The organism is Rhodosalinus sediminis, from assembly GCF_003385555.1.
Taxonomy (GTDB): Bacteria; Pseudomonadota; Alphaproteobacteria; order Rhodobacterales; family Rhodobacteraceae; genus Rhodosalinus; species Rhodosalinus sediminis.
Map to the genome: position 1 here is coordinate 57605 of NZ_QOHR01000008.1, position 24614 is coordinate 82218.

Below are 24614 nucleotides of genomic sequence, written 5' to 3' on the forward strand. Positions count from 1 at the left end.
ATGCAGACCCCCGGCTCCCGTCTCGCCGCGATGCGCGCGACCGCGCCGCTCGTGCACAACATCACCAACTTCGTCGCCATGAACGTCATGGCGAACGTGCTGCTCGGCATCGGCGCCTCGCCCGCCATGGTGCACGCCCGCGAGGAGGCGGCGGAATTCGCCGGGCTCGCGCAGGCGCTCACGGTCAACATCGGCACCGCCGACGCCGACTGGGCCGCGGCGATGGAAGAAACGGCCGCCGTCATGCACGACGCGGGGCGGCCCTGGGTCTTCGATCCGGTGGGCGTCGCGGCGACGCGGTTCCGGCGCGATCTCTCCGCCCGCCTGCTCGAGCTGAAGCCCACGGTCGTGCGCGGCAACGCCTCCGAGATCCTGACCCTCGCCGGGCTCGGCGGGGCGGCGCGCGGCGTGGACGCCGGCGACAGCGTCGCGGCGGCCGAGGCGGCCGCGCGCGCCCTCGCGGCGCGCACCGGGGGCGTCGTCGCGGTCTCCGGGCCGGTGGATTTCGTCACCGACGGGACGCGCGCGGCGCGGGTGGCGAACGGGCATCCCATGATGGCGCGGATCACCGTCATGGGCTGTTCGCTCAACGGGGTGATCGCGGCCTTCTGCGTCGATCAGCCCGCCTTCGAGGCGACCCTCGCCGCGCTCGCCGCCTACGGCCTCGCGGGCGAGACGGCGGGCCAGCGTGCGGAGGGGCCGGGGAGCTTCCAGCCCGCCTTCCTCGACGCGCTGCACGCGCTGACGCCCGGGGCGCTCGACGAGCGCGCGCGGATCGAGGCGGCGGCATGATCGGCGCGGTCTACGTCGTGACGGACCCGGGCGCTCCGATCCCGGTGCTCGATCAGGCGCGCGCGGCCGCGCGCGGCGGGGCCTGGGCGGTGCAGCTCCGCGACAAGACCGCCTCCGACGCCGAGATCGCGCGCCTCGCCGAGACGCTCCTCGCCGAGCTCGCGCCCGGGGGCCTGCGCGTTTTCGTCAACGATCGGGTGGAGGTCGCCCGCGCCACGGGCGCGGACCTGCACCTCGGCCAGGGCGACGGCGACCCGCGCGCCGCGCGCGAGCGGATCGCGCCCGGGGCGCTTCTGGGGCTCTCGGTCGAGACGGTGGCGCAGTGCGCGGCGATCCCGGAGGGCGTGAGCTACATCGGCGCCGGCCCCGTCCGCGCCACGGCGACGAAGCCCGACGCGGCCGCGCCCATCGGCACCGATGGCCTCGCCCGGATCGTCGCGGCCGCGCCCGTGCCCGCGATCGCCATCGGCGGGCTCACCGCCGGGGACGCCCCGGCGCTCCGCCGCGCGGGCGCGGCGGGCATGGCCGTCGTCTCGGCCGTGACCCGCGCGCCGGACCCGGAGGCCGCCACCCGCGCCCTCGTCACCGCATGGAGGCAGAGATGATTCCCAATATCCTTTCCATCGCCGGCTCCGACCCCTCGGGCGGGGCGGGCATCCAGGCCGATCTGAAGGCGATCGCGGCGACCGGTGGCTACGGCATGGCCGCGATCACCGCCCTCACCGCGCAGAACACCCGCGGGGTGAAAGGATCCGCGCTGACCGACCCCGGGATGGTCGCCGCGCAGATCGCAGCCGTCCGCGAGGACATCCGGATCGACGCGGTGAAGATCGGCATGCTCGGAACCGCCGCCATCGTCGAGGCGGTGGCCCGCGCGCTCGAGGGGCTCGCGGCGCCGGTGGTGCTCGACCCGGTGATGGTGGCCAAGGGCGGCGACCGCCTGCTCGCGCCCGAGGCGGTGGCGGCCCTGCGCGACCAGCTCCTGCCCATGGCGACGGTCGTCACCCCCAACCTGCCCGAGGCGGCGGACCTGCTGGACGCGCCCGCCGCCGGGAGCCGCGCGGCGATGGAGGCGCAGGCCGAGGCGCTGCGCGCCCGCGGGCCCGCCGCCGTCCTCCTGAAGGGCGGGCATCTGGCGGGCGGGGAGAGCCCGGACCTCCTCTGCGACGGGGCGGGCCGGACATGGCTCGAGGGCGCGCGCCATGTGACGGCGAACACCCACGGCACCGGCTGCACGCTGTCCTCCGCGCTCGCCACCGAGGTCGGCCACGGCCGCCCGCTCGCCGAGGCGGTCGCCCGCGCCAAGGCCTACATCGGCGCGGCCATCGCCCGCGCCGACGACCTTTCCGTCGGCACCGGCCACGGCCCGGTGCACCATTTCTACGCCTTTCAAGAGCGGAGCGCCTGACCATGCCCGACACCTTCGAGAACCAGACCGTCCTGATCACCGGAGCGGGCCGCGGCCTCGGCGCCGCGCTCGCCCGCGCCTTCGCCCGCGAGGGCGCCCGCGTCGCGATCAACTACCGCCGCAGCGCCGCCGAGGCCGAGGCGCTGGCGCGAGAGATCGGGCCGCGCGCGGCCGCCGTCCGGGCCGACGTCACCGACGCCGAGGCCGTCCGCGCGATGGTCGCCGAGGTCGCCGCGCGCCTCGGGCCGCCAAGCGTGCTGGTGCACAACGCGCTCGCGGATTTCTCCTTCAACGGCGACGCGCGCGCGGGGCTCGACACCCTCGGCTGGGCCGACATCGCGCGGCAGGCCGAGGTGGCCGTGGGCGGCGCGCTCCACGCGATCCAGGCCATGCGCCCGCATTTCGAGGCCGCGGGCGGCGGCGCCGTGGTGACGATCGGCACGAATCTCCTGCAGAACCCGGTGGTGCCCTACCACGACTACACGGCCGCCAAGGCCGCGCTCATGGCCTTCACGCGCACGGCGTCGAAGGACCTCGGCCCGCTCGGGGTGCGGGTCAACATGATCGCCGGCGGGCTCCTGCGCACCACCGACGCGAGCGCGGCGACGCCCGAGGCGGTCTTCGACACCATCGCGGGGCTCACCCCGCTCGGCCATGTCACCACGCCGGAGGAGCTCGCCGACGCGGCGCTCTTCTTCGCGTCGCCCTGGTCGCGGGCGGTGACGGGGCAGACGCTGGTGGTCGACGGCGGGCTCGTCTGCGACTGACGCGGGCCGGAGCGCGGGCCGCGTCCTCCCGGTGCGCGGTGGCGTTTCGCGGGTCAATGCGCCGGGACTAAGGCCCCTTCGAGACGCGGGCCCCCTCCGCGAGTCGCCCTCCCGGGCCATGCCCCATGCGCGCCCCGCGCCGCCGGCCGGCGGCGCGGCGGAGGGGGCTTTCCGCCCCCTCTTGGCCTTCGGCCAATTCACCCCCGAGGATATTTGGGCCAAGAAGACGGACCCGGTGCAAGGCGGCGGGCCGGGGCGCGGCCCCTGCCGCCGCGGCGCCTCTTGCACATCGCGCCGGGCGGCGCTACACGCATCGCCGACGGGTGATTAGCTCAGTGGTAGAGCGCTTCGTTCACATCGAAGATGTCGGAGGTTCGAATCCTCCATCACCCACCATCCCTGCCTCGCGCGATGTCCCCCGAGGATTGGGTGCGATCCCTCAGTCGATGCCCATGCGCGCAAGGTAGCTCTCGATCAGCGCCACGTCGGAGGGATTGTTGAGCTCCCAGAAGGCGGCGCCGCGGCCGTCGAGCTCGACGGTCTGCACGGGGTGGCCGTTCTCGAGGAAGCGGAGTTGTTCCAGCCCCTCGAGCGTCTCCAGCGGGCCGGGCGCCCAGGCGGTGTAGGCGGCGAGCGCGTCGGCGCGGTAGGCGTAGAGCCCGACGTGGTGAAAGACCGGCACGACGCCGTCCACGACGCCCGCGCCGTTGGTGAAGGGCAGCACCTCCTTCGAGAAATAGAGTGCGCGCCCGGCGCGGTCGAAGACCACCGTGGTCGCGCCGACGCGGCCCGCCGCGCGGTCCGCGATCAGGTTTTTCACCGCCTCCGCGTCGCAGCGCAGGGCCGGCGTCGCCACCCGGACGGCCGGGTCGCGGCGCATCGCGTCGATCAGCGCGGCGACGAAATGCGGCGGCGTGAGCGGCGCGTCGCCCTGCAGGTTGACGACGATCTCCGCGTCGAGCGCGGCCGCCGCCACAGCCTCGGCGACGCGCTCGGTACCGTTGCGGCAGGTCTCGGAGGTCATGATCACGCCGGCGCCGACGCGGCGGGCCTCCTCGGCGATGCGGGTGTCGTCGGTCGCGACGAAGAGAGACATGCCGCCGCCCGCGTCCTCGATGGCGCGCCGTGCCGCGATCACGGAGCGCTCGAGCAGGCTGCGCGCGGTGCCGCGCGCCCCGCGCAGCGGCGCCAGGGGCTTCGCCGGAAAGCGGCTGGAGGCATAGCGCGCCGGGATCACGACCGCCACGTCGGACACGGGCTCAGCCCTCCTTCGCGAGCGCGTCGAAGGCGCGCAGCCGCCCGATCAGCGCCGCCATCGCGTCGAGCGGCACCATGTTCGGCCCGTCGGAGGGCGCATTCACGGGGTCCTGATGCGTCTCGATGAAGAGCGCCGCGACCCCCACGGCGCAGGCCGCCCGGGCCAGCACCGGCACGAACTCCGCCTGCCCGCCCGAGGAGGCGCCGCGCCCGCCGGGCTGCTGCACCGAATGCGTGGCGTCGAAGACGACCGGATACCCGGTTTCAGCCATCACCGGCAGGCCGCGGAAGTCGGTGACGAGCGTATTATAGCCGAAGGAGGTCCCGCGCTCGCAGAGCAGGATGCGGTCGTTGCCGGTGCTCGCCACCTTGGCGGCGACATTGCCCATGTCCCAGGGCGCGAGGAACTGGCCCTTCTTGACGTTGATCGCGCGCCCGGTCTCGCCCGCGGCGAGCAGGAGATCGGTCTGCCGACAGAGGAAGGCCGGGATCTGCAGCACGTCGCAGACCTCCGCCGCCGGCGCGCAGTGGGCGGGCTCGTGCACGTCCGTCAGCACCGGCACGCCGAACTCCTCGCGGATGCGGCCGAGGATCTCGAGCCCGCGCTCCATGCCGAGGCCGCGTTCCCCGGACAGGGACGAACGGTTGGCCTTGTCGTAGCTCGCCTTGAAGACGAAGCGCGTGCCCGTGGGCGCGCAGGCCTCCGCGATGCGTTCGGCCATCATGCGGGCGTGGTCGAGGCTCTCGAGCTGGCAGGGCCCGGCGATCAGGGCGACGGGCGCGCGCCCGCCGATCTCGATGTCGCCGATGGTGACGGTTTTCCCGGACATGGGGCGGCTCCCTCGTGGCGGCGCTCAGGCGACGCCCGCGCGCAGACAATCGTGCAGATGCAGGACGCCCTCGGGGCGACCCGCCGCGTCGACGACGAAAAGCGCGGTGATCGCGCGCTGGTTCATCACCGCGAGCGCCTCGGCGGCCAGCGTCTCAGGGCCCACGGTGACCGGCGAGGGCGTGGCGACCTCGCCCGCGGTGTGGTCGAGCAGCCCGTCCATCTTGCGCCTGAGGTCGCCGTCTGTGATCACCCCGGCGAGCCGGCCCTCCGCGTCGAGCACGCCCGCGACGCCGAAGCCGCGCGCGGTCATCACGATCAGCACCTCCGACATCGGCGTATCCGCCGCGACGGACGGCACCGCGGCGCCCGCGTGCATGAGCTGGCGCGCGGTGGCCAGCCGCGCGCCGAGCTTGCCGCCCGGGTGATAGGTGCGGAACTGCTCGGGGCGGAAGTTGCGCCGCTCCATCAGCGCCACGGCGAGCGCGTCGCCGAGCGCGAGCGTGACCGTCGTCGAGGTGGTCGGCGCGAGCCCGATCGCGCAGGCCTCGGCCATCTCCGGCAGCGTCAGGCGCAGGCGCGCGGCGCGCATCAGGGTGCTGTCCTCGCGCTTCGAGATGCCGATGATCGGCACACCGAAGCGCGCGCAATGGGCGATCAGGTCGCCGAGCTCGGTCGTCTCTCCCGAGTTCGAGATCATCACGCAGACGTCGTCGGGCGTCACCATGCCGAGATCGCCGTGGCTGGCCTCCGCCGGGTGGACGAAGAAGGCCGCCGTGCCGGTGGAGGCGAGCGTCGCGGCGATCTTGCGGCCGACGTGGCCCGACTTCCCCATGCCCGAGACGATCACCCGCCCGCGCGTCTCGAGGACGAGCTCGACGGCGGCGGCGAAATCCCCCGGAAGCCGCGCGGCGAGCGTGCCCAGCGCCTCGGCCTCGGTGGCGAGGACGCGGCGCGCGATCTCCTCGGCGGTGGCGGATGTGGCGGTCGTCATGGCGTCGTCGCGCTCCGGGCTGGCGGGCCGGGCGGCGGCGCCGCCCGTCTCGGGCGCAGACCTACGCGCGCGGGGGCGCTCGCGCAATCGGCGCGTCGCGGCCCCCGGCGCGGACCGGGCGCGGTTTCCGCAAGGGCGGGGCAATTTCTTGCGATCGGCCGCTTGACGCGCGCCGCAGCACGCCGTACATCCGCCTCCACCGGGTGCGGCGACGCCCCGGGCACACAAGCGGGCGGTTGTAGCTCAGTTGGTTAGAGTACCGGCCTGTCACGCCGGGGGTCGCGGGTTCGAGCCCCGTCAACCGCGCCACGCTTGAACATCACGTCAAAACGAAAAACGCGACCGCAGCCCTGCCACAGGCCGCGTCATGGGCGCCCGTCGCGCGCGGCGTCCGGTCCTTCTTCTTGGCGAAAATATCCCGGGGGTGAGGCCCGCAAGGGCCGAGGGGGCAGCGCCCCCTTCGCGACTCTTCCGATGCTTCGCGACGCCGCCGCTGCGCGCTCAGTCCCCTCGCGCGCCGCGCTTCAGGGGCACGCCGTAAAGCTCCAGCCGGTGGCCCTTCAGGCGATAGCCGAGGCGCTCGGCGATGCGTTCCTGCAGCTTCTCGATCTCCGGGTCCACGAACTCGATCACCTCGCCGCTGGCGAGATCGATCAGGTGGTCGTGATGCGCGCGCTCGGCGTCCTCGTAGCGCGCGCGGCCGTCGCCGAATTCCACCCGCTCGAGGATTCCCGCCTCCTCGAAGAGCTTGACCGTGCGGTAGACCGTGGCGAGCGAGATCGCCGCGTCGCGCGCCGCGGCACGGGCGTAGAGCTCCTCCACGTCCGGGTGGTCGCACGATTCCTCGAGCACCGTCGCGATGACGCGCCGCTGCCCGGTCATGCGCAGGCCCTTGGCTTCGCAGCGCTCGAGGATCGTCTCCGGCATCGTGCCTCCGGACATCGGCAGAGTGCGCACGATCTAGGCCAAAGCCGCGCGCAGATAAAGGGGCCGGCGCCGGGGCGGCCGCCGCGAACCAGCGCTTGACGCCGGGCGCGCGGGCGGCGCACCTGCGCGCCATGGAGCGCAAGACGAGCATGGATTCGGCCGGCGCGGCGCTGCTGATCGGCTGCGCGCTGCTCTTCGGGTTGAACAACGTCACGATCAAGGTCGCCAACGGCGGCTTCCAGCCGCTCTTTCAGGCGGGGCTCCGCTCGCTCGGGGCGGTGGCGCTGATCGGGCTCTGGATGGCGCTCCGGGGCATCCCCCTGCCGCGCCCCGGGGTCTTTCGCCGGGGCGGCCTGCTGATCGGGCTCTTCTTCACCGGCGAGTTTCTCTGTCTCTACATCGCGCTCGACCTGACGACGGTCACGCGGGCGAGCATCGTGTTCTACTCGATGCCCGTCTGGCTCGCGCTGGCCGCGCATGTCCTCCTGCCGGGCGAGCGGCTCTCGGCGGTGCGGCTCTCGGGGCTCGCGCTCGCCATGGCGGGCGTCGCCTGGGCGCTGCTCGACCGGCCCGGCGGCGGCGCGGCGGCGCCCTCGCTCCTCGGCGACGTGCTCGCGCTCGCGGCGGCGATGTTCTGGGCGGGCATCCCGCTGGTGATCCGGCTGACCGGGCTCGCGCGGGAGCGGGCGGAGACGCAGCTCTTCTGCCAGCTCGCGGTCTCCGCGCCGCTCTTCCTCGGGCTCGCGGCGCTCGGCGGGCCGCTCCTGCGCGATCCCGCGCTCGTCCATGTCGCGGCGGTGGTCTATCAGTTCGCGGTCGTGGCGAGCGTGGTCTTTCTCGTCTGGTTCTGGCTGATCTCGATATACCCGGCCTCGGCGGTCGCCTCCTTCAGTTTCCTGACGCCGGTGGCGAGCGTCGCGCTCGGCTGGTGGCTTCTGGACGAGCCGGTGGGGCCCGGCATCCTCGGCGCGCTGGCGCTGGTGGCGGCGGGGCTCTACCTCGTCAACCGACCGGCGCGCGCGCCGACGCCCGCCTGAAGCGCCCCCGCCTGCGCGTCAGTCGGGCAGCACCTTGCCGGGGTTCATCAGGCCCTTCGGGTCGAGCGCGGCCTTGAGGCTGCGCATCACGGCGATCGCCTCGGGCCCCTGCTCCCGCGCGAGGTAGTCGCGCTTGCCGAGGCCCACGCCGTGCTCGCCGGTGCAGGTGCCGCCCGCGGCGAGCGCGCGCTCGACCATGCGGGCGCTGACGCCCTCGGCGCGGGCGACCTCCTCGGGGTCGTCGGGATCGAGCATCAGGATCATGTGGAAATTGCCGTCGCCCACGTGGCCGAGCACCGGCGCGGGAAGGCCCGCCGCGGCGGCGTCGGCGCTGGCGGCGAGGATGTTCTCGGTGAGCGCCGGGATCGGCACGCAGACATCCGTCGTCAGCATCCGCTTCGGCCGGTGGTTGGCCATGCAGGCGTAGGCGCAGTCGTGGCGCGCGCGCCAGAGCCGGGCGCGGTCCTCGGCGCTCTCGGCCTGCGCGAAGCCCGCGCCGCCGGCCTCCGTCGCGATCGCCTCGGCCGCCTCGGCGTCGCGGCGCGCGCTCTCGGGGTCACCGTGAAACTCGAGGAAGAGATGCGGTGCGACGGCGAGATCGGTGCCCGAATAGGCGTTCACCGCCTCGATCATCGCCGCGTCCAGAAGCTCCACCCGCGCCACGGGGATGCCGGCCTGCATGATCTCGACCGCCGTCTCGACCGCGGCCTCGAGCGTCGCGAAGCGGCAGGTCGCGGCGATCACCGTCTCGGGGATCGGGGCGAGGCGCAGCGTCGCCTCCGTGACGATGCCGAGCGTGCCCTCCGATCCGGTGAAGAGATGCGTGAGGTCGTAGCCCGCCGCCGACTTGCGCGCGCGGGTGCCGGTGCGGATCACCGTGCCGTCGGCGAGCACCACCTCGAGCGCGCGCACCGCCTCGGCCATGGTGCCGTAGCGCACCGCGTTCGTCCCGCTCGCCCGCGTGGCGATCATGCCGCCGATGGAGGCGTCGGCGCCGGGATCGACGGTGAAGGTGAGCCCGGTGTCGCGCAGGTGCTCGTTGAGCGCGCGGCGCTGCACGCCCGGCTGCACGGTGCAGTCGAAGTTGCCCGGATCGACCGCGAGCACCCGGTTCATCCGCACGAGGCTCACCACCACGCCGCCCGCGACCGGGATCGCCGCGCCCTCGACCGAGGAGCCGACGCCGTAGGGGATGATCGGCACGCCGTGGCGGTGACAGATCGCGCAGACGGCCGAGACCTCGGCGGTCGTCTCGGGAAAGACCACGGCGTCGGGGCGGTGCGGGCGGTGCCAGCTCTCGTCCCGCCCGTGCTGGTCGCGCACCGACTCGCCGGCCGAAAAGCGATCGCCGAGGCGCGCGGCGAGCGCCTCGAGCGCGGCGGCCGTCGCGGCCGTGTCGGGGCGGGCGGTCTGCGGGTCGGCGACGGTCATCTCTCTCGCTCCTCCATGTCCTCTCGCCCGCGCCATACAGCGCCGCGGCGGGGCCGCGCCAGAGGGTCAGCCGCGGTCGCGGCTCAGCCACCAGGTGATGGCGTTGGCGTCGCGCACGCCGCCGCGGCGGACGCCCTCGGGGCGGTCCTGCACCGGCTCCACCTCCGCGGCGCCGAAGGCCAGCGCGGCGCGCTGCGCGCCGTCGGGGTCGGCGACGTAGACGTGGACATGCGCCGCCGGCCCGCCGGGCGCCTGTCCGAGCATCACGACCGTGTCGTCGATCCGCATCTCGGCATGGGTGATCGCGCCGCTCGCGCCGCGCCGCACCTCGAGCGTCTCGGCGCCGAAGACCGCCGCGGCGAAATCGAGCGTCGCCTGCGCGTCGGTCACGACCAGATAGGGCGCGACGCTGGTGTAGCCCTCGGGTTTCCAGTGCATGACGCTCCTCCCGGTCGGAGCGTGGCACGGCGCGCCCCGGCCCGGCAAGGCGCGCTTGACAGCCGCGCGGGGGCGCGCCAACGCTCGCCGGCATGTTCGATCTGCGCCCCGTCGGATACGTCATCGGCCTTCTCGTGGTCACGCTGGGCGCGGCGATGCTGGTGCCGCTCGCGGTCGACGTCTGGGCGGGCAACGGGCACTGGCCGGTCTTCGCGCAGAGCGCGATCGTCACCGCGCTCGCCGGGGGGCTGATCGCGCTCGCCTGCGCCAACGGCGCCGGGGCGGGGCTCTCGCTGCAGCAGACCTTCCTGCTGACCACCGGCGTCTGGCTGGTGCTGCCGGCCTTCGGCGCGCTGCCCTTCGTCTTCGGCGTGACGGAGGCGCGCGCGGTCGACGCCATGTTCGAGGCGATGTCGGGGCTGACGACGACCGGCTCCACGGTGCTCTCGGGGCTCGACACGCTGCCCGCCGGGCTGCTGATGTGGCGCGGGCTCCTGCAATGGCTCGGCGGAATCGGCATCATCGTCGTGGCGATGGTGTTCCTGCCCGAACTCCGCGTGGGCGGCATGCAGATCTTCCGCGCCGAGGCCTTCGACACCATGGGCAAGATCCTGCCCCGCGCCGCAGAGATCGCGACGCGCATCTCCTCGATCTACGTCGGGCTCACCGGGCTCTGCGCGCTCGCCTACCTCGGCGCGGGGATGACGCCCTTCGACGCGGTCGTGCATTCCATGACCACAATCGCCACCGGCGGTTTCGCCAATTCCGACGCCTCCTTCTCGGCCTTCGGCCCGGCGGTGCAGTACTGGGCGGCGCTCTTCATGCTGCTCGCCGCGCTCCCCTTCGTGCGCTTCGTGCAGTTCACCGCCGGCACCGCGCGGCCGCTCCTGCGCGACAGCCAGGTGCACGGGTTTCTCGGCGTCGCCGGGGTGGTGGTTCTCCTGCTGACGGCGGCGCAGGTGGTGCGGGAGGGCGCGCTCGCCGAGGAGACGGTGCGCGGCGCACTCTTCAACGCGGTCTCGATCCTGACGGGGACGGGCTACGCGAGCGCGGACTACATGCAGTGGGGCGCCTTCGCGGCGCTGGTCCTCTTCTTCGCGGGGCTGATCGGGGGCTGCGCCGGCTCGACCTCCTGTTCGATCAAGATCTTCCGCTATCAGCTGCTGCTCGCCTCGATCCGGGCGCGGCTCGCGCGGATCAACGCGCCGCACGGCGTGTTCGAGCCGCGCTATCAGGGCCGCCCGGTGAGCGAGGAGGTGATGAACTCCGTCATCGCCTTCTTCGTGTTCTTCGTCGTGACGCTCGGCGTGCTCTCCGTGGCGCTCAGCATGACGGGTCTCGACTTCGTCACCTCCGTCTCGGGCGCGGCGACGGCGCTGGCCAACGTCGGCCCCGGCCTCGGCGGGGAGATCGGGCCGACGGAGACCTTCGCCGGGCTCAACGACGCGGCGAAGTGGATGCTGGTCTTCGCGATGCTCCTCGGGCGGCTGGAGCTTCTGGCGGTCTACGCGATCTTCACGGTCACCTTCTGGCGCGCCTGAGGGGTGGCCGGGACTGTCGCGCGGCGCAAGATCGTGACCGCGCTGATCCCGGTCGCGCCCCTGTTCCGGCGCGCCTCGCGGGCAGCGCGCCACGCCCCGTCGCCGCTCGCGGCGCGGCGAAGGCGGCGGCGCGTCCGGTTCCGTCGGCGCAGGTGGCCGCCGGGCGCGACGCTTGCGCGGCGTCGGGCCGGAGGACATCGGGGCGCGGCGGACGCCGGACGGCGGGGCGACGTGCCGCCGGCGCGGCGCGCGACCTCGCCGACAGGCCGCGCCCGCGTTAGTCCCAGCAGGCGACCCGCACGGTGAGCGCCTCGGCGCGCCGCGTGAGGTCCTCGGCGGCGAGCGCCGCGCCACCGCCGCCGCGCCGCGCCTCGATCCCGGCCCCGGCCAGCAGATCGCGAAGCGCGCCCGCGTCGGCGGAGAAGCGCACCGTCTCGGGCGGGCGGCGCGCGCCGTCGTCACGCGGCAACAGAAGGCCCACCACCGCACCGGCGGCGTCGAAGACCGGCCCGCCGGTATCGCCGGGGCGCACGTCGAGCGTCAGGCGGTCGCGCGTCGCCGCGCCGTCGAGGTCGGTCTCCGCCTCGAAGCGGCCGAAGGTGAGCGTCGGCGCCGGAAGCTGGCCGCCGTAGGAATAGCCCGCCACGGCGATCTCGGCCGTGCGGCGCGGCGGCGTCGCGGCGAAGGCGGCCACGCCCTGCGGCGCGAGCCGCGTCTCCGGGCGCAGCACCGCGGCGCCGAGCGCGGCGTCGCGGGCGACGACCCGCGCCTCGATGTCGCCGTCGAGGGTGACGCGCGCGCAGCCCTCCACGGCCTCCGCGCTCGTGAGCACCGCGCCCTCGGCGTCCACGAAGAAGCCCGAGCGCGCCCGCACCGGCCGGCGCACCGCGAGCCCGGCGACCAGATCGACGCCCGACGGCGCCTCCGCCGCTTCGGGGGCGAGCGTGCCGGGCAGGCGGGCGAAGCTGTCGCGCATCTCCTCCAGAAGGCGGGTGCGCCGCGCCTCGTCGCCCGCGGGCCAGACGAGGGTGAAGCCCTTGATCGCGCCGTCCACGAGCGCCGCCTCGGTGACCGAGACGATCTCGCCGTCCCGCCCCTCGATGGAGAAACGGCGGCCGTCGCGCTCCCGCGGGCCGTCGAGCGGCACGATCTCCAGCGTCTGCATGATCTCGTAAAGCCCGGCGAGGCGCCCGCGGTCGCCCTCCTGGCTGATGAGAAGGACCCGCGCGCCGGGCACCTCGCCCGTGCTCTCGTAATGCGCGAAGGGGTAGTCGTAGCGCTCGAAGGCCACCGCGCCCCGGGGCAGCGCGATCCGAATGCCGGCGCGGTCGTCGGTGACGGTCTCCAGCGCGAGCCCCTCGAGCACCGCGTTGTAGTCGGCGAGCAGCGCGGCGCGCTGGCGCGTGGTGAGCACGCCGGTCGGGTCGAAGCCCCGGTCGCGCTGCCAGCCGGCCATCGCGCCGCGCGTGCCCGGCCCGAAGGCCGCGTCGATCGCGCCGCGGTAGTAGCCCGCCCAGCGCAGCGCCTCCTGCAGCGTCTCGCGCTCCGCGCGCGTGAGCCGCCCCTCGCTGCGGCGCGCCTCGGGCAGCGTCTCTTCGGGCAGCGTCTCCTCAGGCAGGGTCTCCTCGACCGTCTCGCCAACGTCGCGCCCCTCTGCCCCGAGGTCGCGGTCGAGGTCGACCGGCGCCCCGGAAAGCGCCGCCGCCCCGATCGGCCAGAACTGGCGCTCGTAGTCCGAGGCGCGCGCGATGTAGCTGTCGCGCGGGATCTCCGCCGCGGCGCGGTAGCGCGCCAGAACGTCCTCGGCCGTCTCGCGCGTGTAAGGGCCGAGCGTGACGGCGTACCAGCCGCCCCCGAGCGCGAAGCCCGCGACGTCCGGCAGCCGCCGGGCGAAGAGCCGCGCGCGCTCTTCCGCCTCGGCGAGCGTCGGATGCGCCTCGATCTGGACCCAGGCCGTCTCCTGCGCGCGGAGCGGGCCGGCGAGCACGGTGAGCGCCAGAAGAAGAAGGCCGATGATGTGCCACATGTGTCCTGCCTGCGTTGTCCTTGCCCTGCGTCAGCCGCATCTATACCCCACGCGGGCGGCGGCGCACCCTCGAATCCGCGGTCGCCCGCCGTCGATTGACCCTGCGCGGCGCGCAGCCTAGGAAAGCCGCGCCGGGCTTGAGCGCGGCGCAGCGTGAGGGGCGAGAGCCATGGCGGACGAGCGGCCGCGGAGCTTTCAGGAGGTCTGGCAGCGGCTTCAGGACTACTGGGCGCGGCAGGGCTGCGCCGTGCTGCAGCCCTACGACATGGAGGTCGGCGCGGGCACCTTCCACCCGGCGACCACCCTGCGCGCGCTCGGATCGAAGCCCTGGGCGGCGGCCTACGTGCAGCCCTCGCGCCGGCCGACGGACGGGCGCTACGGCGACAACCCGAACCGCCTGCAGCACTACTACCAGTTCCAGGTGCTCATAAAGCCCTCGCCGCCCGAGCTGCAGGAGCTCTACCTCGGCTCGCTCGAGGCCATCGGCATCGACATGCACCTCCACGACATCCGCTTCGTCGAGGACGACTGGGAAAGCCCGACGCTGGGGGCCTGGGGCCTCGGCTGGGAGGTCTGGTGCGACGGGATGGAGGTGAGCCAGTTCACCTATTTCCAGCAGGTGGGCGGGCACGACTGCCACCCCGTCTCGGGCGAGCTGACCTACGGGCTCGAGCGGCTGGCGATGTATGTCCTCGGCATCGATCACGTGATGGAGATGCCCTACAACGACCCCGCCGCGGCCATTCCGCTCGCCTACGGCGACGTCTTCCGCCAGACGGAGGAGGAGTTCTCGCGCTTCAACTTCGACGTGGCTGAGACGGAGATCCTCTTCCGCCACTTCGAGGACGCCGAGCGCGAGTGCGAGGCGATCCTCGCCCATCCGGCCGAGGACCCGAAGACCGGGCGGCGCATCGTCATGGCGCACCCGGCCTACGACCAGTGCATCAAGGCGAGCCACCTCTTCAACCTGCTCGACGCGCGCGGCGTGATCTCGCCCACCGAGCGGCAGGCCTACATCGGCCGCGTGCGGACGCTGGCGAAGAAATGCGCCGACGCCTTCGTGGCGACCGAGGCGGGCGGCTGGACCGCCGCGGCGGAGGCCTCCTGAATGCCCCGACGCGCGCGCCGCGCCCGGCCCGGGGGCGCCTGAGATGTCCGGACGCCTGATCGGCCTCTTCCTGCTCGCCGTCGCGGTGATCGGCGGCGTGGGGATCTGGTATCTCCAGATCCACGCCTTCTACGAGGAGGTGCCGCCCTCCGGCCCGCGCGACGTCGTGCTCACCCCGCAGGGCGGCGGCGCGCCGGAGCCGGTCGCGCACGACGACTTCCGCGCCATCGACTCGGCGAGCTCGCCGATCCGCTACCGCGCCTGCTTCACCGTCGAGGCCGAGCGCGCGGCGCTCGCCGAGGCCTACGTGACGCTCGACGACGCGGTGCCCCTCGTCGCGCCCGGCTGGTTCGACTGCTTCGACGCCGACGCGATCGGCGCCGCGCTGGAGGCGGGCCGCGCCACCGCCTTCATGAGCGTCGCGCAGCTCGAATACGGCATCGACCGCGTGGTCGCCGTCTTCGAGGACGGCCGCGGCGTCGCCTGGAACCGCATCAACGACTGCGGCGCGGCCTTCTTCGACGGCGACCCGGTGCCGCCGGGCTGCCCGCCGCCGCCCGAGACCTGAGGAGAGACGATGCCCGACCTCCTGATCGAACTCTTCTCCGAGGAGATCCCCGCCCGCATGCAGCCGCGCGCCGCCGCCGATCTCAAGGCGCGGATGACCGACGCGCTGGTGGAGGCGGGGCTGACCTATGCCGGGGCCGAGGCCTTCGTGACGCCGCGCCGCCTGACGCTCACTGTCGAGGGCCTGTCGCCCCGCTCGGCCGAGACGCGCGAGCGCCGCCGCGGCCCGCGCGTAGACGCGCCCGAAAAGGCGGTGCAGGGCTTTCTGCGCGCCACCGGCCTCTCGCTCTCGGATCTCTCGATCGAGGAGGACAAGAAGGGCCGCGTCTACGTGGCCGAGGTGGTCACCCCCGGCCGCGACGCCGCCGAGATCGTCGCCGAGACGCTCGAGGAGGTGATCCGCCGCTTCCCCTGGCCGAAGTCGATGCGCTGGGGCGCGGGGAGCCTGCGCTGGGTGCGTCCGCTCAAGTCGATCCTCTGCCTCCTGTCGGACGAGGCGGGCGCGGAGGTCGTGCCGCTCGAGGTGGACGGCCTGCGCGCGGGCGACGTGACGCGGGGCCACCGCTTCCTCGCGCCGGAGCCGTTTTCCGTCACCGGCTTCGAGGATTACGAGGCGAAGCTCAAGCGCGCGCATGTCCTCCTGCGCCCCGAGGAGCGCGCCGAGCGCATCCGCCACGAGGCCGCCAACCTCGCCTTCGCCGCCGGGCGCGAGGTGGTCGAGGACGAGGGTCTCCTGCGCGAGGTCGCGGGCCTCGTCGAGTGGCCCGTGCCGCTCATGGGCGAGATCGGGACCGAGTTCCTAGACCTGCCGCCCGAGGTGCTGCGCACCTCGATGAAGGAACACCAGAAGTTCTTCTCGCTCCGCGAGCCGGGGACCGGTCGGATCACCCATTTCCTCACCGTCGCCAACATCGAGGCGCCCGACGGCGGCGCTGCGATCCTCGCCGGCAACCGCAAGGTGCTCGCCGCGCGGCTCTCGGACGCGAAGTTCTTCTGGGAAAGCGACCTGCGCGTGGCGCGGGAGGCCGCGATGCAGCCGTGGCGCGACCGGCTGGAGACGGTGACCTTCCACAACAGGCTGGGCAGTCAGGGCGACCGGGTGCGCCGCATCGCCGCGCTGGCGCGCGAGATCGCGCCGAAGGTGGGCGCCGATGCGGATTTGGCCGAAGAGGCGGCGCGCGTGGCCAAGGCCGACCTCACCTCGGAAATGGTCTACGAGTTCCCCGAGCTTCAGGGCCGCATGGGCCGGCTCTACGCCGAGGCGGCCGGGATGCGCGACGAGGTCGCGGCCGCGGCCGAGGAGCACTACGCCCCCCTCGGCCCCGAGGACGGCGTGCCCGAGGCGCCGGTCTCCGTCGCCGTGGCGCTCGCCGACAAGCTCGACATGCTCACAGGTTTCTGGGCGATCGACGAGAAACCCACCGGCTCCCGCGACCCCTTCGCGCTGCGCCGGGCTGCCTTGGGTGTGATCCGGGTGGTGCTGGCGAACGGGCTGCGCCTCGATCTGGACACATGGATCGACACGGGGCTCCTGCGCCACAAGATCGAGCTCCACCGCGCCGAGGCCGGCGACGGGGAGATCGACGCCCTCGAGGACGTGCTCGACGAGGTCGCCCGGCGCGGCGTCTTCGGCGCGGCCTGGTGCGCGGTGCTCGACGCCCGGCGGGACGAGGGGCGCGACGGGGGGCGCCCGGTGCCCGAGGACGCGCCGGTGCTGCGGGCCGTGGGCGATCTGGTCCCCGATCTCTCCACCGATCTCCTCGCCTTCCTGCACGACCGGCTGAAGGTCCACCTGCGCGCGGAGGGGCTGCGCCACGACGTGATCGACGCGGTGCTCGCCATGCCGGGTTCGGACGACCTGACGCTGGTGGTGGCGCGGGCGCGGGCGCTGGGCGCGGTGCTCGCCACCGAGGAGGGCGAGAACCTCGTGCAGGGCTTCAAGCGCGCCAACAACATCCTGACCCAGGCCGAGGAGGCCGACGGCGTGGAATATTCCTTCGGCGCCGACCTGCGCCACGCCGTGGCCGAGGAGGAGCGCGCGCTCTTCGCCGCGCTCGACACGGCGGACGCCGAGATCGCCCCGGCGCTGGAGGCGGAGGATTTCGCCCGCGCCATGGCCGCGATGGCCGCGCTGCGCGGGCCGGTGGACGCCTTCTTCGAGGCGGTGCAGGTCAACGATCCCAACCCGATCCTGCGGCGCAACCGGCTGAACCTCCTGTCGCGCATCCGCGACACCTGCCTTCAGGTGGCCGACCTGCGCCGCATCGAGGGCTGAGCGCGCCCCGCTCATCGCGCCCCGCCGGGCGCTCATCGCGCCCGAGCGACGACGCCCGCGAGGGCGGAGGAGCGACGACGCGCCCCCTTGCCAGACCGGGCGCGCGGCGTATGCTGCGCGTGCTGAACGAGGTGCCGCAGTGCAGCAAGAGCCCTCCCGCATAACGCCCGTCGCGGCGGACGCGCCGATCGCCACGCCGACCCACGGCGGGCGCGCCAAGTGCCTGCAGCGCCTCGTCCGCCTCGACCTGCCGGTGCCGCGCACCGTCGCGCTCTCCTTCGACGCGGTGCACGACATCGCCGCCGGCGGCGCCCCCGACGCCGAGGCGATCCTCGCGGGCTTTCCCGCCGACGCGCTCCTCTGCGTGCGCCCCTCCTCGCAGGACCCGGACTGGGGCGGGCCGGGCGCGGTGCTCAACATCGGCATGAACGACGCGCGCCGCGCCGCGCTGGCCCCCCTGCTGGGCGAGACGGCGGCGGCACGGCTCTACCTGCGCTTCGTGCAGGCCTACGCGCTGCAGGTCGCGCGGCTCGACCCGGACCTCTTCGAGCGCTTCGAGGACGACGGGCCCGAGGCCCTCGCCGAGGCGCTCGCCGTCTACGAGGAGGAGGCCGAGGAGCCCTTCCCGCAGGACCGCGCCGTGCAGCTCGCCGCCGTCCTGCGCGCCATGGCCCGCGCCTGGGAGGGGACGAGCGCGCGGCTTCTGCGGCAGGCGCGCGGCGCGCCGGCCGACGCCGGGCTCGGCCTCGTCGTGCAGGAGATGGCCTTCGGCCTCGGGCGCGGCGAATGCGGCTCCGGCGTGTTGCAGCTCGTCTCCTCCGAAACCGGCGAGCCGCGCATCACCGGCCGCTACCTCCGGCAGAGCCAGGGGCGCGAGGCGCTGTCCGACACCGAGGCGGCGCTCTATCTCGCGCGCGACCCGCGCGGACCGTCGCTGGAGGAGGCCGCACCCGAGGCCTTCGCGGAGCTCGTCGCCCACGCCCGGCACATGCGCGAGAAGCTGCGCGAGGAGATGCAGGTCGAGTTCACGCTGGAGGACGGGCGCGTGCTGATCCTCGACGGCGTGCGCGTCGCGCGCACGCCGCGGGCGGCGCTGCGGATCGCGGTCGCGCTCGCCGAGGACGGCATCCTCCCGCGCGAGGAGGCGCTGATGCGCGTCGAGCCCGGCGCGCTCTCGGAGCTTCTGCACCGGCAGGTGGCGCCGGGCGCGCGGCGCAACCGCCTCGCCTCGGGCGTGGCGGCGAGCCCGGGCGCGGCCTCGGGGCGCATCGTCTTTTCCGCCGACGCCGCGCAGGCGGCCGCCGCGCGCGGCGAGGCGGCGGTGCTCGTCCGGCGCGAGACCTCGCCCGCCGACATCCGCGGCATGCACGCCGCGGTCGCCGTGCTGACCGAACGCGGCGGCATGACGAGCCACGCGGCGGTGATCGGGCGCGGCCTCGGGCTCCCGTGCGTCGTCGGCGCCTCCGAGCTCGGCTTTCACATGCAGGACCGCGCGCTCGTCGCGCCGGACGGGCGGACGCTGCGCGAGGGCGACATCATCACCGTGGACGGCACCACGGGCGACGTGCTCGCCGGCGCCCCGGCGATGGTGGAGGCGGCGCTCGACGACGCCTTCCGCACCTTCCTGTCGTGGGCCGACGCGGTGCGCGACATCGGCGTGCGCGCCAATGCCGACACGCCCGACGACGCGCAGACCGCGCGTAACTTCGAGGCGCAGGGAATCGGCCTCTGCCGCACGGAGCACATGTTCTTCGAGGGCGACCGCATGACTCCGATGCGGGAGATGATCTTCGCCGACACGCCCGAGGACCGCCGCGCGGCGCTCGAGCGGCTTCTGCCCATGCAGCGGCGCGATTTCGTCGAGCTCTTCCGGATCATGCAGGGCAAGCCGGTCTGCATCCGCCTCTTCGACCCGCCGCTGCACGAGTTCCTGCCGCGCGACCGCGCGGGGCTGCGCGAGCTCGCCGCGGCGCTCGACCTGCCGCTCTCGGACGTGACGCGCCGGGTGGAGGCGCTCGGCGAGTACAACCCGATGCTGGGAATGCGCGGCGTGCGCCTCGGCATCGCGGTGCCCGAGATCTACGACATGCAGGCGCGCGCCATCTTCGAGGCGACGGAGGAGGCGAGCCGCGAGGGCGCGCCGGTGGTGCCCGAGATCATGATCCCCCTCGTCTCGGCCCGGCGCGAGGTGGAGCTGGTCAAGACCCGCATCGACGCGGTGGCGGCGGCGGTGATGACCGAGCGGACCACGCGGCTCGACTACCGGCTGGGCGTGATGGTCGAGACGCCGCGCGCCTGCCTGCGCGCCGAGGACATCGCGCAGCACTCCGCCTTTCTCAGCTTCGGGACGAACGACCTGACTCAGATGACCTACGGCCTCTCGCGCGACGACGCGGGGCGCTTCATGTCGGCCTATGTCACGCAGGGCGTCTTTCCCGAGGACCCGTTCCACGTGCTCGACGTCGAGGGCGTGGGGGAGCTTCTGTCCATCGCCGCCGAGCGCGGCCGCGCGGGCCGGCCCGACGTCGTGCTCTCGGTCTGCGGCGAGCACGGGGGCGACGCCGAATCGATCGCCTTCTGCCGGCGGGCCGGGTTCGATTACGTCTCCTGCTCGCCCTTCCGCGTGCCGGTGGCCCGCCTCGCTGCGGCGCAGCTCGCCATCGCGGACAGGATGGCGTAGGGGCGCGCGCCGCCCCCGCCAGACCTTGGGGCAGACGGACCCGCGCGCTTCGGGACGCGCGGATTTCTGCCGAGAGCGAGGGGGTTTCTGGACAGTCCGCGGCTGACTGGGCTAAGGCCCCGCCGGTTGCCCCGGCCGGACCGGCCGGACCATGTCCTTGGGGGATGTCATGCGAAAGCTCTTCGCCGCAGCGGCTGCGGCGCTCACCGTGCTGGCCGCCCCGTCGGGCGCCGAGGTCGCCTCCGACCCGGCGCGGCACCTGATGAGCATCGAGCGCGCGGCGCTCGATTCGCTGCCGCGCGACCGGCTGGAGCGGCTGATGCGCACCTCCGCCGGGGGCGCCGACGACACGCGCGTGCGCTACGACCGCGACTGGCTCGCCCGGCAACCCGCGCCCGAGGGCGGGGCAGAGTGGCAATGCCTCGCCGAGGCGCTCTACTTCGAGGCGCGCGGCGAAAGCGTGCGCGGGCAGTTCGCCGTGGCCGAGGTGATCCTCAACCGGGTGGAAAGCGCGATCTATCCCGACACCGTCTGCGGCGTGATCGAGCAGGGCACCGGCGAACTCTACCAGTGCCAGTTCACCTACACCTGCGACGGCGCGGCCGAGACGATCCACGAGCCGAGGGCCTGGGCGCAGGTCGGCAAGGTGGCGCGCGCCATGCTCGACGGCGCGCCGCGCGTGCTGACCAAGGGCGCCACGCATTACCACACGAAGCACGTCAGCCCCCGCTGGGCGCGCGTCTATCCGCGCACCGCGACGATCGGCGTGCATCACTTCTACCGCAAGCCGATCCAGCTCTCCTCGAACTGAGCGTGCCGCGAACGGGCGCCGGTGTGCCGCTCGGCGCCCTGTCGGCGCCGGGCCGCGCGGGGTAGGGTCGCGCCCGAATCGGCCCGGAGAGCCCCATGTCCGACATCCGCCTCGCCTTCTCGCACCCGGTGGAGCGTGCCGTCGCCACCGCCGACGACCGCCCGCGCGACCGCATCTCGCTGCGCGATCACGTCGTCGAGGTCGAGATCGGCGCCTTCCAGGCCGAGCGCGGCGCGACGCAGCGCGTGCGCTTCGACGTGGTGGTGGAGGTGCGCCCGCTGACCGAGCCGGTGGCCGACGACGTGGACCGCATCCTGAGCTACGACCGCCTGACCGAGGCCATCGCGCAGGAACTCGCCGCCGAGCGCGTGAACCTGCTGGAAACGCTCGCCGAGCGCATCGCCGAGCGTATCCTTCTGGAGCCCATGGCGATGCGCGCCTTCGTGCGCGTCGAGAAGCTCGACCGCGGGCCCGGCGCGCTCGGCGTCGAGATCGTGCGCACGCGGCGCGACCTGCCGCGCGACCTGCACCTCGTGCGCGACGAGGATCGCCCGCATCCGGTGATCGTCTATCTCTCGAACGCCGCGATCGCCTCGGACCGGCTCGCGCCCTGGCTCGACGGGCTGGAGGCGGCGGGGCGGCCCGCGATCCTCTGCGTCGGCGCGCCGGAGATGCCGACGCCCCGGGCGCGCGCGGGGCTCGCGCAGCGGCGCATCGACCTGCTCGCCCTCGAGCAGAACGCCTGGGTCCTCGCGGGGCGCGACGCGCGCTGCGTCGTCGTCGAAAGCCGGACGGAACTCGACTGGGCGATGAAGCACGGGCAGATCAGCGTCTGGGCGCCCTCGAAGATCGTGCTCGACGCGGTGGACAGCCCCGAGGCGCAGCCGCGCGACGGCGTCGCGCTCGCCGCGTGGCTGGGGCGACAGATGCAGGCGGCCGAGCTCATCGTCGTCGGCGAAACCCCGCCGGAGGAGGCCGGGCTGCCCGTGCGCGCGGCGGGGCCGGACGCGCCCGCGCTCTGAGCCGCTTGCCAAGCGCCGCGCGCTCGCGCATTGAACCGGCCATGACGTATTATCGCCCGATCGTGCGCCGCGGGCGCGCGCGCCCCGCCGGCGCGCTGCCGCTCGCCGGCGGCCCCGCCTGGTTCGCCGAGGCCGAGTGCCTCTCGCGGGGGGCGGCCCCGCGCCTCGTCCCCGCGTCCGATCTACCCGAGGGCTGGCGCGCGGCGCTCACCGCGCCGCGCGCGCCGTTCGCCGGGCTCGCCATGGACCGCGCGCGGATCATGGGCATCCTGAACGTCACGCCGGACAGCTTCTCGGACGGCGGCGCGCATAGCGACCCCGACACCGCCACAGCCGCCGCCCGCGCCATGGCCGAGGCGGGCGCCGAGATCATCGACGTGGGCGGCGAATCGACCCGCCCCGGCGCGACGGAGGTCCCCGAGCGGGAGGAGATCGCGCGCATCGCCCCCGTGATCGGCCCAGTCGCCGCGCTCGGGGCTCCCGTCTCGATCGACACGCGCAAGGCCGGCGTCGCGCGCGCCGCGCTCGCGGCCGGCGCGGCGGTGGTCAACGACGTCTCGGCGCTCACCTTCGACCCGGATCTCGCGGGGGTCTGCGCCGAAACGGGCGCGCCGGTGATCCTGATGCACGCACAGGGCGCGCCCGAGACGATGCAGGACGACCCGCGCTACGAGGACGTGCTGCTCGACGTCTTCGACGCGCTCGAGGGCCACCTCGCGCGGGCCGAGGCCGCGGGCATCCCGCGCGCCCGCTGCGTCGTCGATCCCGGCATCGGTTTCGGCAAGACGCTCGCGCACAACCTCGCGCTGATCCGGGGCATCGCGCTCTTTCACGGGCTGGGCGTGCCGGTCCTGCTCGGCGCGTCGCGCAAGGGCTTCATCGGGCAGGTCTCGGGCGCGCCCGGCGGCGCGGCGCGGGCGCCCGGCTCGGTCGCCGTAGCGCTGCGGGCGGCGGCCGAGGGCGTGCAGCTCCTGCGGGTGCACGACGTGGCCGAGACGGCGCAGGCGCTCGCGCTCTGGCAGGCGACGGAGGAAGGAGAGGCCGCATGACCCGCAAGTTCTTCGGCACCGACGGCATCCGCGGGCGCGCCAACACCGCGCCCATGACCGCCGATCTCGCGCTGCGCCTCGGGCAGGCGGCCGGGCGCTATTTCCGCCGCGACGGCGGCAGCGCGGTGCACCGCGTGGTGATCGGCAAGGACACGCGGCTCTCGGGCTACATGTTCGAGACCGCGCTGACCGCGGGGCTGACCTCGGCCGGCATGAACGTCTTACTGCTCGGCCCGGTGCCGACGCCGGCGGTGGGGCTGCTGACGCCATCGATGCGCGCCGACCTCGGCATCATGATCTCGGCCTCGCACAACCCGGCCGAGGACAACGGCATCAAGTTCTTCGGCCCCGACGGCTTCAAGCTCTCGGATGCGGCGGAAGTCGAGATCGAGGCGCTCATGGAGGCGGGCGTCGATCCCGCGCCGGCCTCCGGGATCGGGCGCGCGCAGCGCATCGACGACGGCCGCTTCCGCTACGTCGAGCGGGTGAAATCCACCTTCCCGCAAGGCATGCGCCTCGACGGGCTGAAGATCGTCGTGGACTGCGCCAACGGCGCCGCCTACCGCGCCGCGCCCGAGGTACTCTGGGAGCTCGGCGCCGACGTCGTGGCGCTGGGCACCGCGCCGGACGGTGCGAACATCAACGCCGGCTGCGGCTCCACGCAGCCGCAGGCCGCCGCCGAGGCCGTTGTGGCGCATGGCGCGGACGTCGGCATCTGCCTCGACGGCGACGCCGACCGCATCGTGCTCATCGACGAGACGGGCACGGTCGCCGACGGCGACCAGCTGATGGCGCTGATGGCGGCGCGCTGGGCCGAGGAAGGCCGGCTCGCCGACGGCACGCTCGTCGCCACGGTGATGTCCAACCTCGGGCTGGAACGCTTCCTCGCCGCGCGCGGCCTGCGCCTCGAGCGCACGCGGGTCGGCGACCGCTACGTGGTCGAGGCGATGCGCGCGGGCGGCTGGACCCTCGGGGGCGAGCAATCGGGCCACATCGTCATGACCGATCACGCCACCACCGGCGACGGGCTGATGGCGGGGCTCCAGTTCCTCGCCGAGATGGTGCGCAGCGGCCAGCCCGCCAGCCGCCTCGCCCGGCAGTTCGAGCCGGTGCCGCAACTCCTGCGCAACGTGCGCTACGCCACCGGGCAAGCGCCGCTCGAGGCCGCGGCCGTGCGCGACGCCATCGCCGCGGCGGAGGCGCGCCTGACCGGGCAGGGCCGCCTCCTGATCCGCCCCTCGGGCACCGAGCCGCTCATTCGCGTCATGGCCGAGGCCGAGGACGAGGCGCTGATGGCCGAGGTCGTCGCCGAGGTGGTCGCCGCCGTCGAGCACGCCGCCTGAACGCGGGCCTGCGACGTCGCGCCGCGGAACCGCGGGGCGGGGGCGCACCGTTTCCGCGGTGATCCCGACGCGGCGCCGGGGATCCTCCGCGGCGCCGGCGTGTCCGGGTCCAAGCTCAGGAGGTGACCGAAATGGAAGCCTACATCATTCCGACGCTCGCGATCGTGACGCTCGGCATCGTCGCGATCATCGCGATCAACTCCAAGCGCGTGACCGAAAAGCGCAAGCACGACCCGAGGGTGCCGGCCAGCGCGCTGGCCGAGGACGGCGACCCCCACCGCAAGGACGAGTGAGGGCGCGCCGCGCCCGCCA

The 24614-nt window shown here is 74.1% G+C and carries 22 protein-coding genes and 2 tRNA genes; 17 read left to right on the forward strand and 7 right to left on the reverse strand.

All coding sequences use genetic code 11. From position 1 onward, the window contains the following. The 5 genes from thiM (at position 1) to DRV84_RS08305 (ending at position 3363) form a co-directional block, all read left to right on the forward strand. A complete protein-coding gene (gene thiM, locus DRV84_RS08285) occupies positions 1 to 792 on the forward strand; it encodes a hydroxyethylthiazole kinase (protein ID WP_115979417.1) in 792 nt (263 codons plus the stop codon). Further along, the gene (thiE, locus tag DRV84_RS08290; RefSeq protein WP_115979418.1) at positions 789 to 1397 is read left to right on the forward strand and encodes a thiamine phosphate synthase; all 609 of its coding nucleotides are present in this window, start codon (positions 789 to 791) and stop codon (positions 1395 to 1397) included. Before thiM ends, thiE begins: the two co-directional genes overlap by 4 nt. After that, positions 1394 to 2200 carry a bifunctional hydroxymethylpyrimidine kinase/phosphomethylpyrimidine kinase gene (gene thiD, locus DRV84_RS08295; protein WP_115979419.1) on the forward strand — a complete coding sequence of 269 codons (807 nt, stop codon included), beginning with the start codon at positions 1394 to 1396 and terminating at the stop codon, positions 2198 to 2200. The genes thiE and thiD overlap by 4 nt, the downstream gene beginning before the upstream one ends. A 2-nt stretch (positions 2201 to 2202) precedes the next feature. Further along, on the forward strand, positions 2203 to 2967 hold the full coding sequence (locus DRV84_RS08300; protein WP_115979420.1) for a 3-oxoacyl-ACP reductase: 765 nt from the start codon (positions 2203 to 2205) through the stop codon (positions 2965 to 2967). 321 nt (positions 2968 to 3288) lie between these two features. Continuing rightward, a tRNA-Val gene (locus DRV84_RS08305) sits at positions 3289 to 3363 on the forward strand. Positions 3364 to 3406: 43 nt separating this feature from the next. Here the strand turns inward: DRV84_RS08305 and DRV84_RS08310 are convergent. Genes DRV84_RS08310 through DRV84_RS08320 form a run of 3 tightly spaced genes read right to left on the reverse strand, consistent with a single transcriptional unit; the run spans position 3407 to position 6047 of the window. Beyond that, a complete protein-coding gene (locus tag DRV84_RS08310) occupies positions 3407 to 4222 on the reverse strand; it encodes a 3-deoxy-manno-octulosonate cytidylyltransferase (protein ID WP_239995030.1) in 816 nt (271 codons plus the stop codon). A 4-nt stretch (positions 4223 to 4226) separates the two neighbouring features. Further along, the gene (kdsA, locus tag DRV84_RS08315) at positions 4227 to 5054 is read right to left on the reverse strand and encodes a 3-deoxy-8-phosphooctulonate synthase (protein WP_115979421.1); all 828 of its coding nucleotides are present in this window, start codon (positions 5052 to 5054) and stop codon (positions 4227 to 4229) included. 24 nt (positions 5055 to 5078) lie between these two features. Further along, positions 5079 to 6047: a KpsF/GutQ family sugar-phosphate isomerase gene (locus DRV84_RS08320; protein WP_115979422.1), complete on the reverse strand. Its 969-nt coding sequence runs from the start codon at positions 6045 to 6047 to the stop codon at positions 5079 to 5081. A 232-nt stretch (positions 6048 to 6279) separates the two neighbouring features. Here DRV84_RS08320 and DRV84_RS08325 point away from each other — a divergent pair. Next, a tRNA-Asp gene (locus DRV84_RS08325) sits at positions 6280 to 6356 on the forward strand. A gap of 192 nt (positions 6357 to 6548) precedes the next feature. Here the strand turns inward: DRV84_RS08325 and DRV84_RS08330 are convergent. Further along, the gene (locus DRV84_RS08330) at positions 6549 to 6974 is read right to left on the reverse strand and encodes a Fur family transcriptional regulator (protein ID WP_115979423.1); all 426 of its coding nucleotides are present in this window, start codon (positions 6972 to 6974) and stop codon (positions 6549 to 6551) included. A 95-nt stretch (positions 6975 to 7069) separates the two neighbouring features. Here DRV84_RS08330 and DRV84_RS08335 point away from each other — a divergent pair, with 95 nt between their 5' ends. Then, positions 7070 to 8011, forward strand: a complete 942-nt coding sequence (locus DRV84_RS08335; protein WP_338052689.1) for a DMT family transporter — start codon at positions 7070 to 7072, stop codon at positions 8009 to 8011. A gap of 18 nt (positions 8012 to 8029) precedes the next feature. Here DRV84_RS08335 and DRV84_RS08340 read toward each other — a convergent pair whose 3' ends face one another. Beyond that, positions 8030 to 9442 (reverse strand): FAD-binding oxidoreductase, encoded by a 1413-nt coding sequence (locus DRV84_RS08340; protein WP_115979424.1) that lies wholly within the window; start codon positions 9440 to 9442, stop codon positions 8030 to 8032. 66 nt (positions 9443 to 9508) lie between these two features. Beyond that, the gene (locus DRV84_RS08345) at positions 9509 to 9880 is read right to left on the reverse strand and encodes a VOC family protein (protein ID WP_115979425.1); all 372 of its coding nucleotides are present in this window, start codon (positions 9878 to 9880) and stop codon (positions 9509 to 9511) included. Between the two features lie 92 nt (positions 9881 to 9972). Here DRV84_RS08345 and DRV84_RS08350 point away from each other — a divergent pair, with 92 nt between their 5' ends. Next, complete coding sequence (locus DRV84_RS08350) at positions 9973 to 11421, forward strand: TrkH family potassium uptake protein (protein ID WP_115979426.1); 1449 nt, start codon at positions 9973 to 9975, stop codon at positions 11419 to 11421. A 277-nt stretch (positions 11422 to 11698) separates the two neighbouring features. Here DRV84_RS08350 and DRV84_RS08355 read toward each other — a convergent pair whose 3' ends face one another. Beyond that, positions 11699 to 13447, reverse strand: coding sequence for a trypsin-like peptidase domain-containing protein (locus DRV84_RS08355; RefSeq protein WP_115979427.1), 1749 nt, complete (start codon positions 13445 to 13447; stop codon positions 11699 to 11701). 169 nt (positions 13448 to 13616) lie between these two features. Here DRV84_RS08355 and DRV84_RS08360 point away from each other — a divergent pair, with 169 nt between their 5' ends. The 9 genes from DRV84_RS08360 (at position 13617) to DRV84_RS15600 (ending at position 24595) form a co-directional block, all read left to right on the forward strand. Further along, the gene (locus tag DRV84_RS08360; RefSeq protein ID WP_115979428.1) at positions 13617 to 14555 is read left to right on the forward strand and encodes a glycine--tRNA ligase subunit alpha; all 939 of its coding nucleotides are present in this window, start codon (positions 13617 to 13619) and stop codon (positions 14553 to 14555) included. Positions 14556 to 14598: 43 nt separating this feature from the next. Continuing rightward, positions 14599 to 15123, forward strand: a complete 525-nt coding sequence (locus DRV84_RS08365; RefSeq protein ID WP_115979429.1) for a DUF6446 family protein — start codon at positions 14599 to 14601, stop codon at positions 15121 to 15123. Positions 15124 to 15132: 9 nt separating this feature from the next. Continuing rightward, complete coding sequence (gene glyS / locus DRV84_RS08370) at positions 15133 to 17397, forward strand: glycine--tRNA ligase subunit beta (RefSeq protein ID WP_115979430.1); 2265 nt, start codon at positions 15133 to 15135, stop codon at positions 17395 to 17397. Positions 17398 to 17536: 139 nt separating this feature from the next. Continuing rightward, positions 17537 to 20077, forward strand: coding sequence for a putative PEP-binding protein (locus tag DRV84_RS08375; protein WP_115979431.1), 2541 nt, complete (start codon positions 17537 to 17539; stop codon positions 20075 to 20077). Between the two features lie 169 nt (positions 20078 to 20246). Further along, on the forward strand, positions 20247 to 20888 hold the full coding sequence (locus tag DRV84_RS08380) for a cell wall hydrolase (RefSeq protein ID WP_115979432.1): 642 nt from the start codon (positions 20247 to 20249) through the stop codon (positions 20886 to 20888). A 95-nt stretch (positions 20889 to 20983) separates the two neighbouring features. Then, entirely contained in the window at positions 20984 to 21910 is a 927-nt protein-coding gene (locus DRV84_RS08385) for a dihydroneopterin aldolase (protein ID WP_115979433.1), read from the forward strand. A gap of 41 nt (positions 21911 to 21951) precedes the next feature. Then, positions 21952 to 22959 (forward strand): dihydropteroate synthase, encoded by a 1008-nt coding sequence (gene folP / locus DRV84_RS08390; protein ID WP_115979434.1) that lies wholly within the window; start codon positions 21952 to 21954, stop codon positions 22957 to 22959. Beyond that, positions 22956 to 24302: a phosphoglucosamine mutase gene (gene glmM, locus DRV84_RS08395; RefSeq protein ID WP_115979435.1), complete on the forward strand. Its 1347-nt coding sequence runs from the start codon at positions 22956 to 22958 to the stop codon at positions 24300 to 24302. Before folP ends, glmM begins: the two co-directional genes overlap by 4 nt. Before the next feature lie 131 nt (positions 24303 to 24433). Further along, positions 24434 to 24595 carry a hypothetical protein gene (locus DRV84_RS15600; protein WP_158547777.1) on the forward strand — a complete coding sequence of 54 codons (162 nt, stop codon included), beginning with the start codon at positions 24434 to 24436 and terminating at the stop codon, positions 24593 to 24595. Positions 24596 to 24614: the final 19 nt, after the last annotated feature.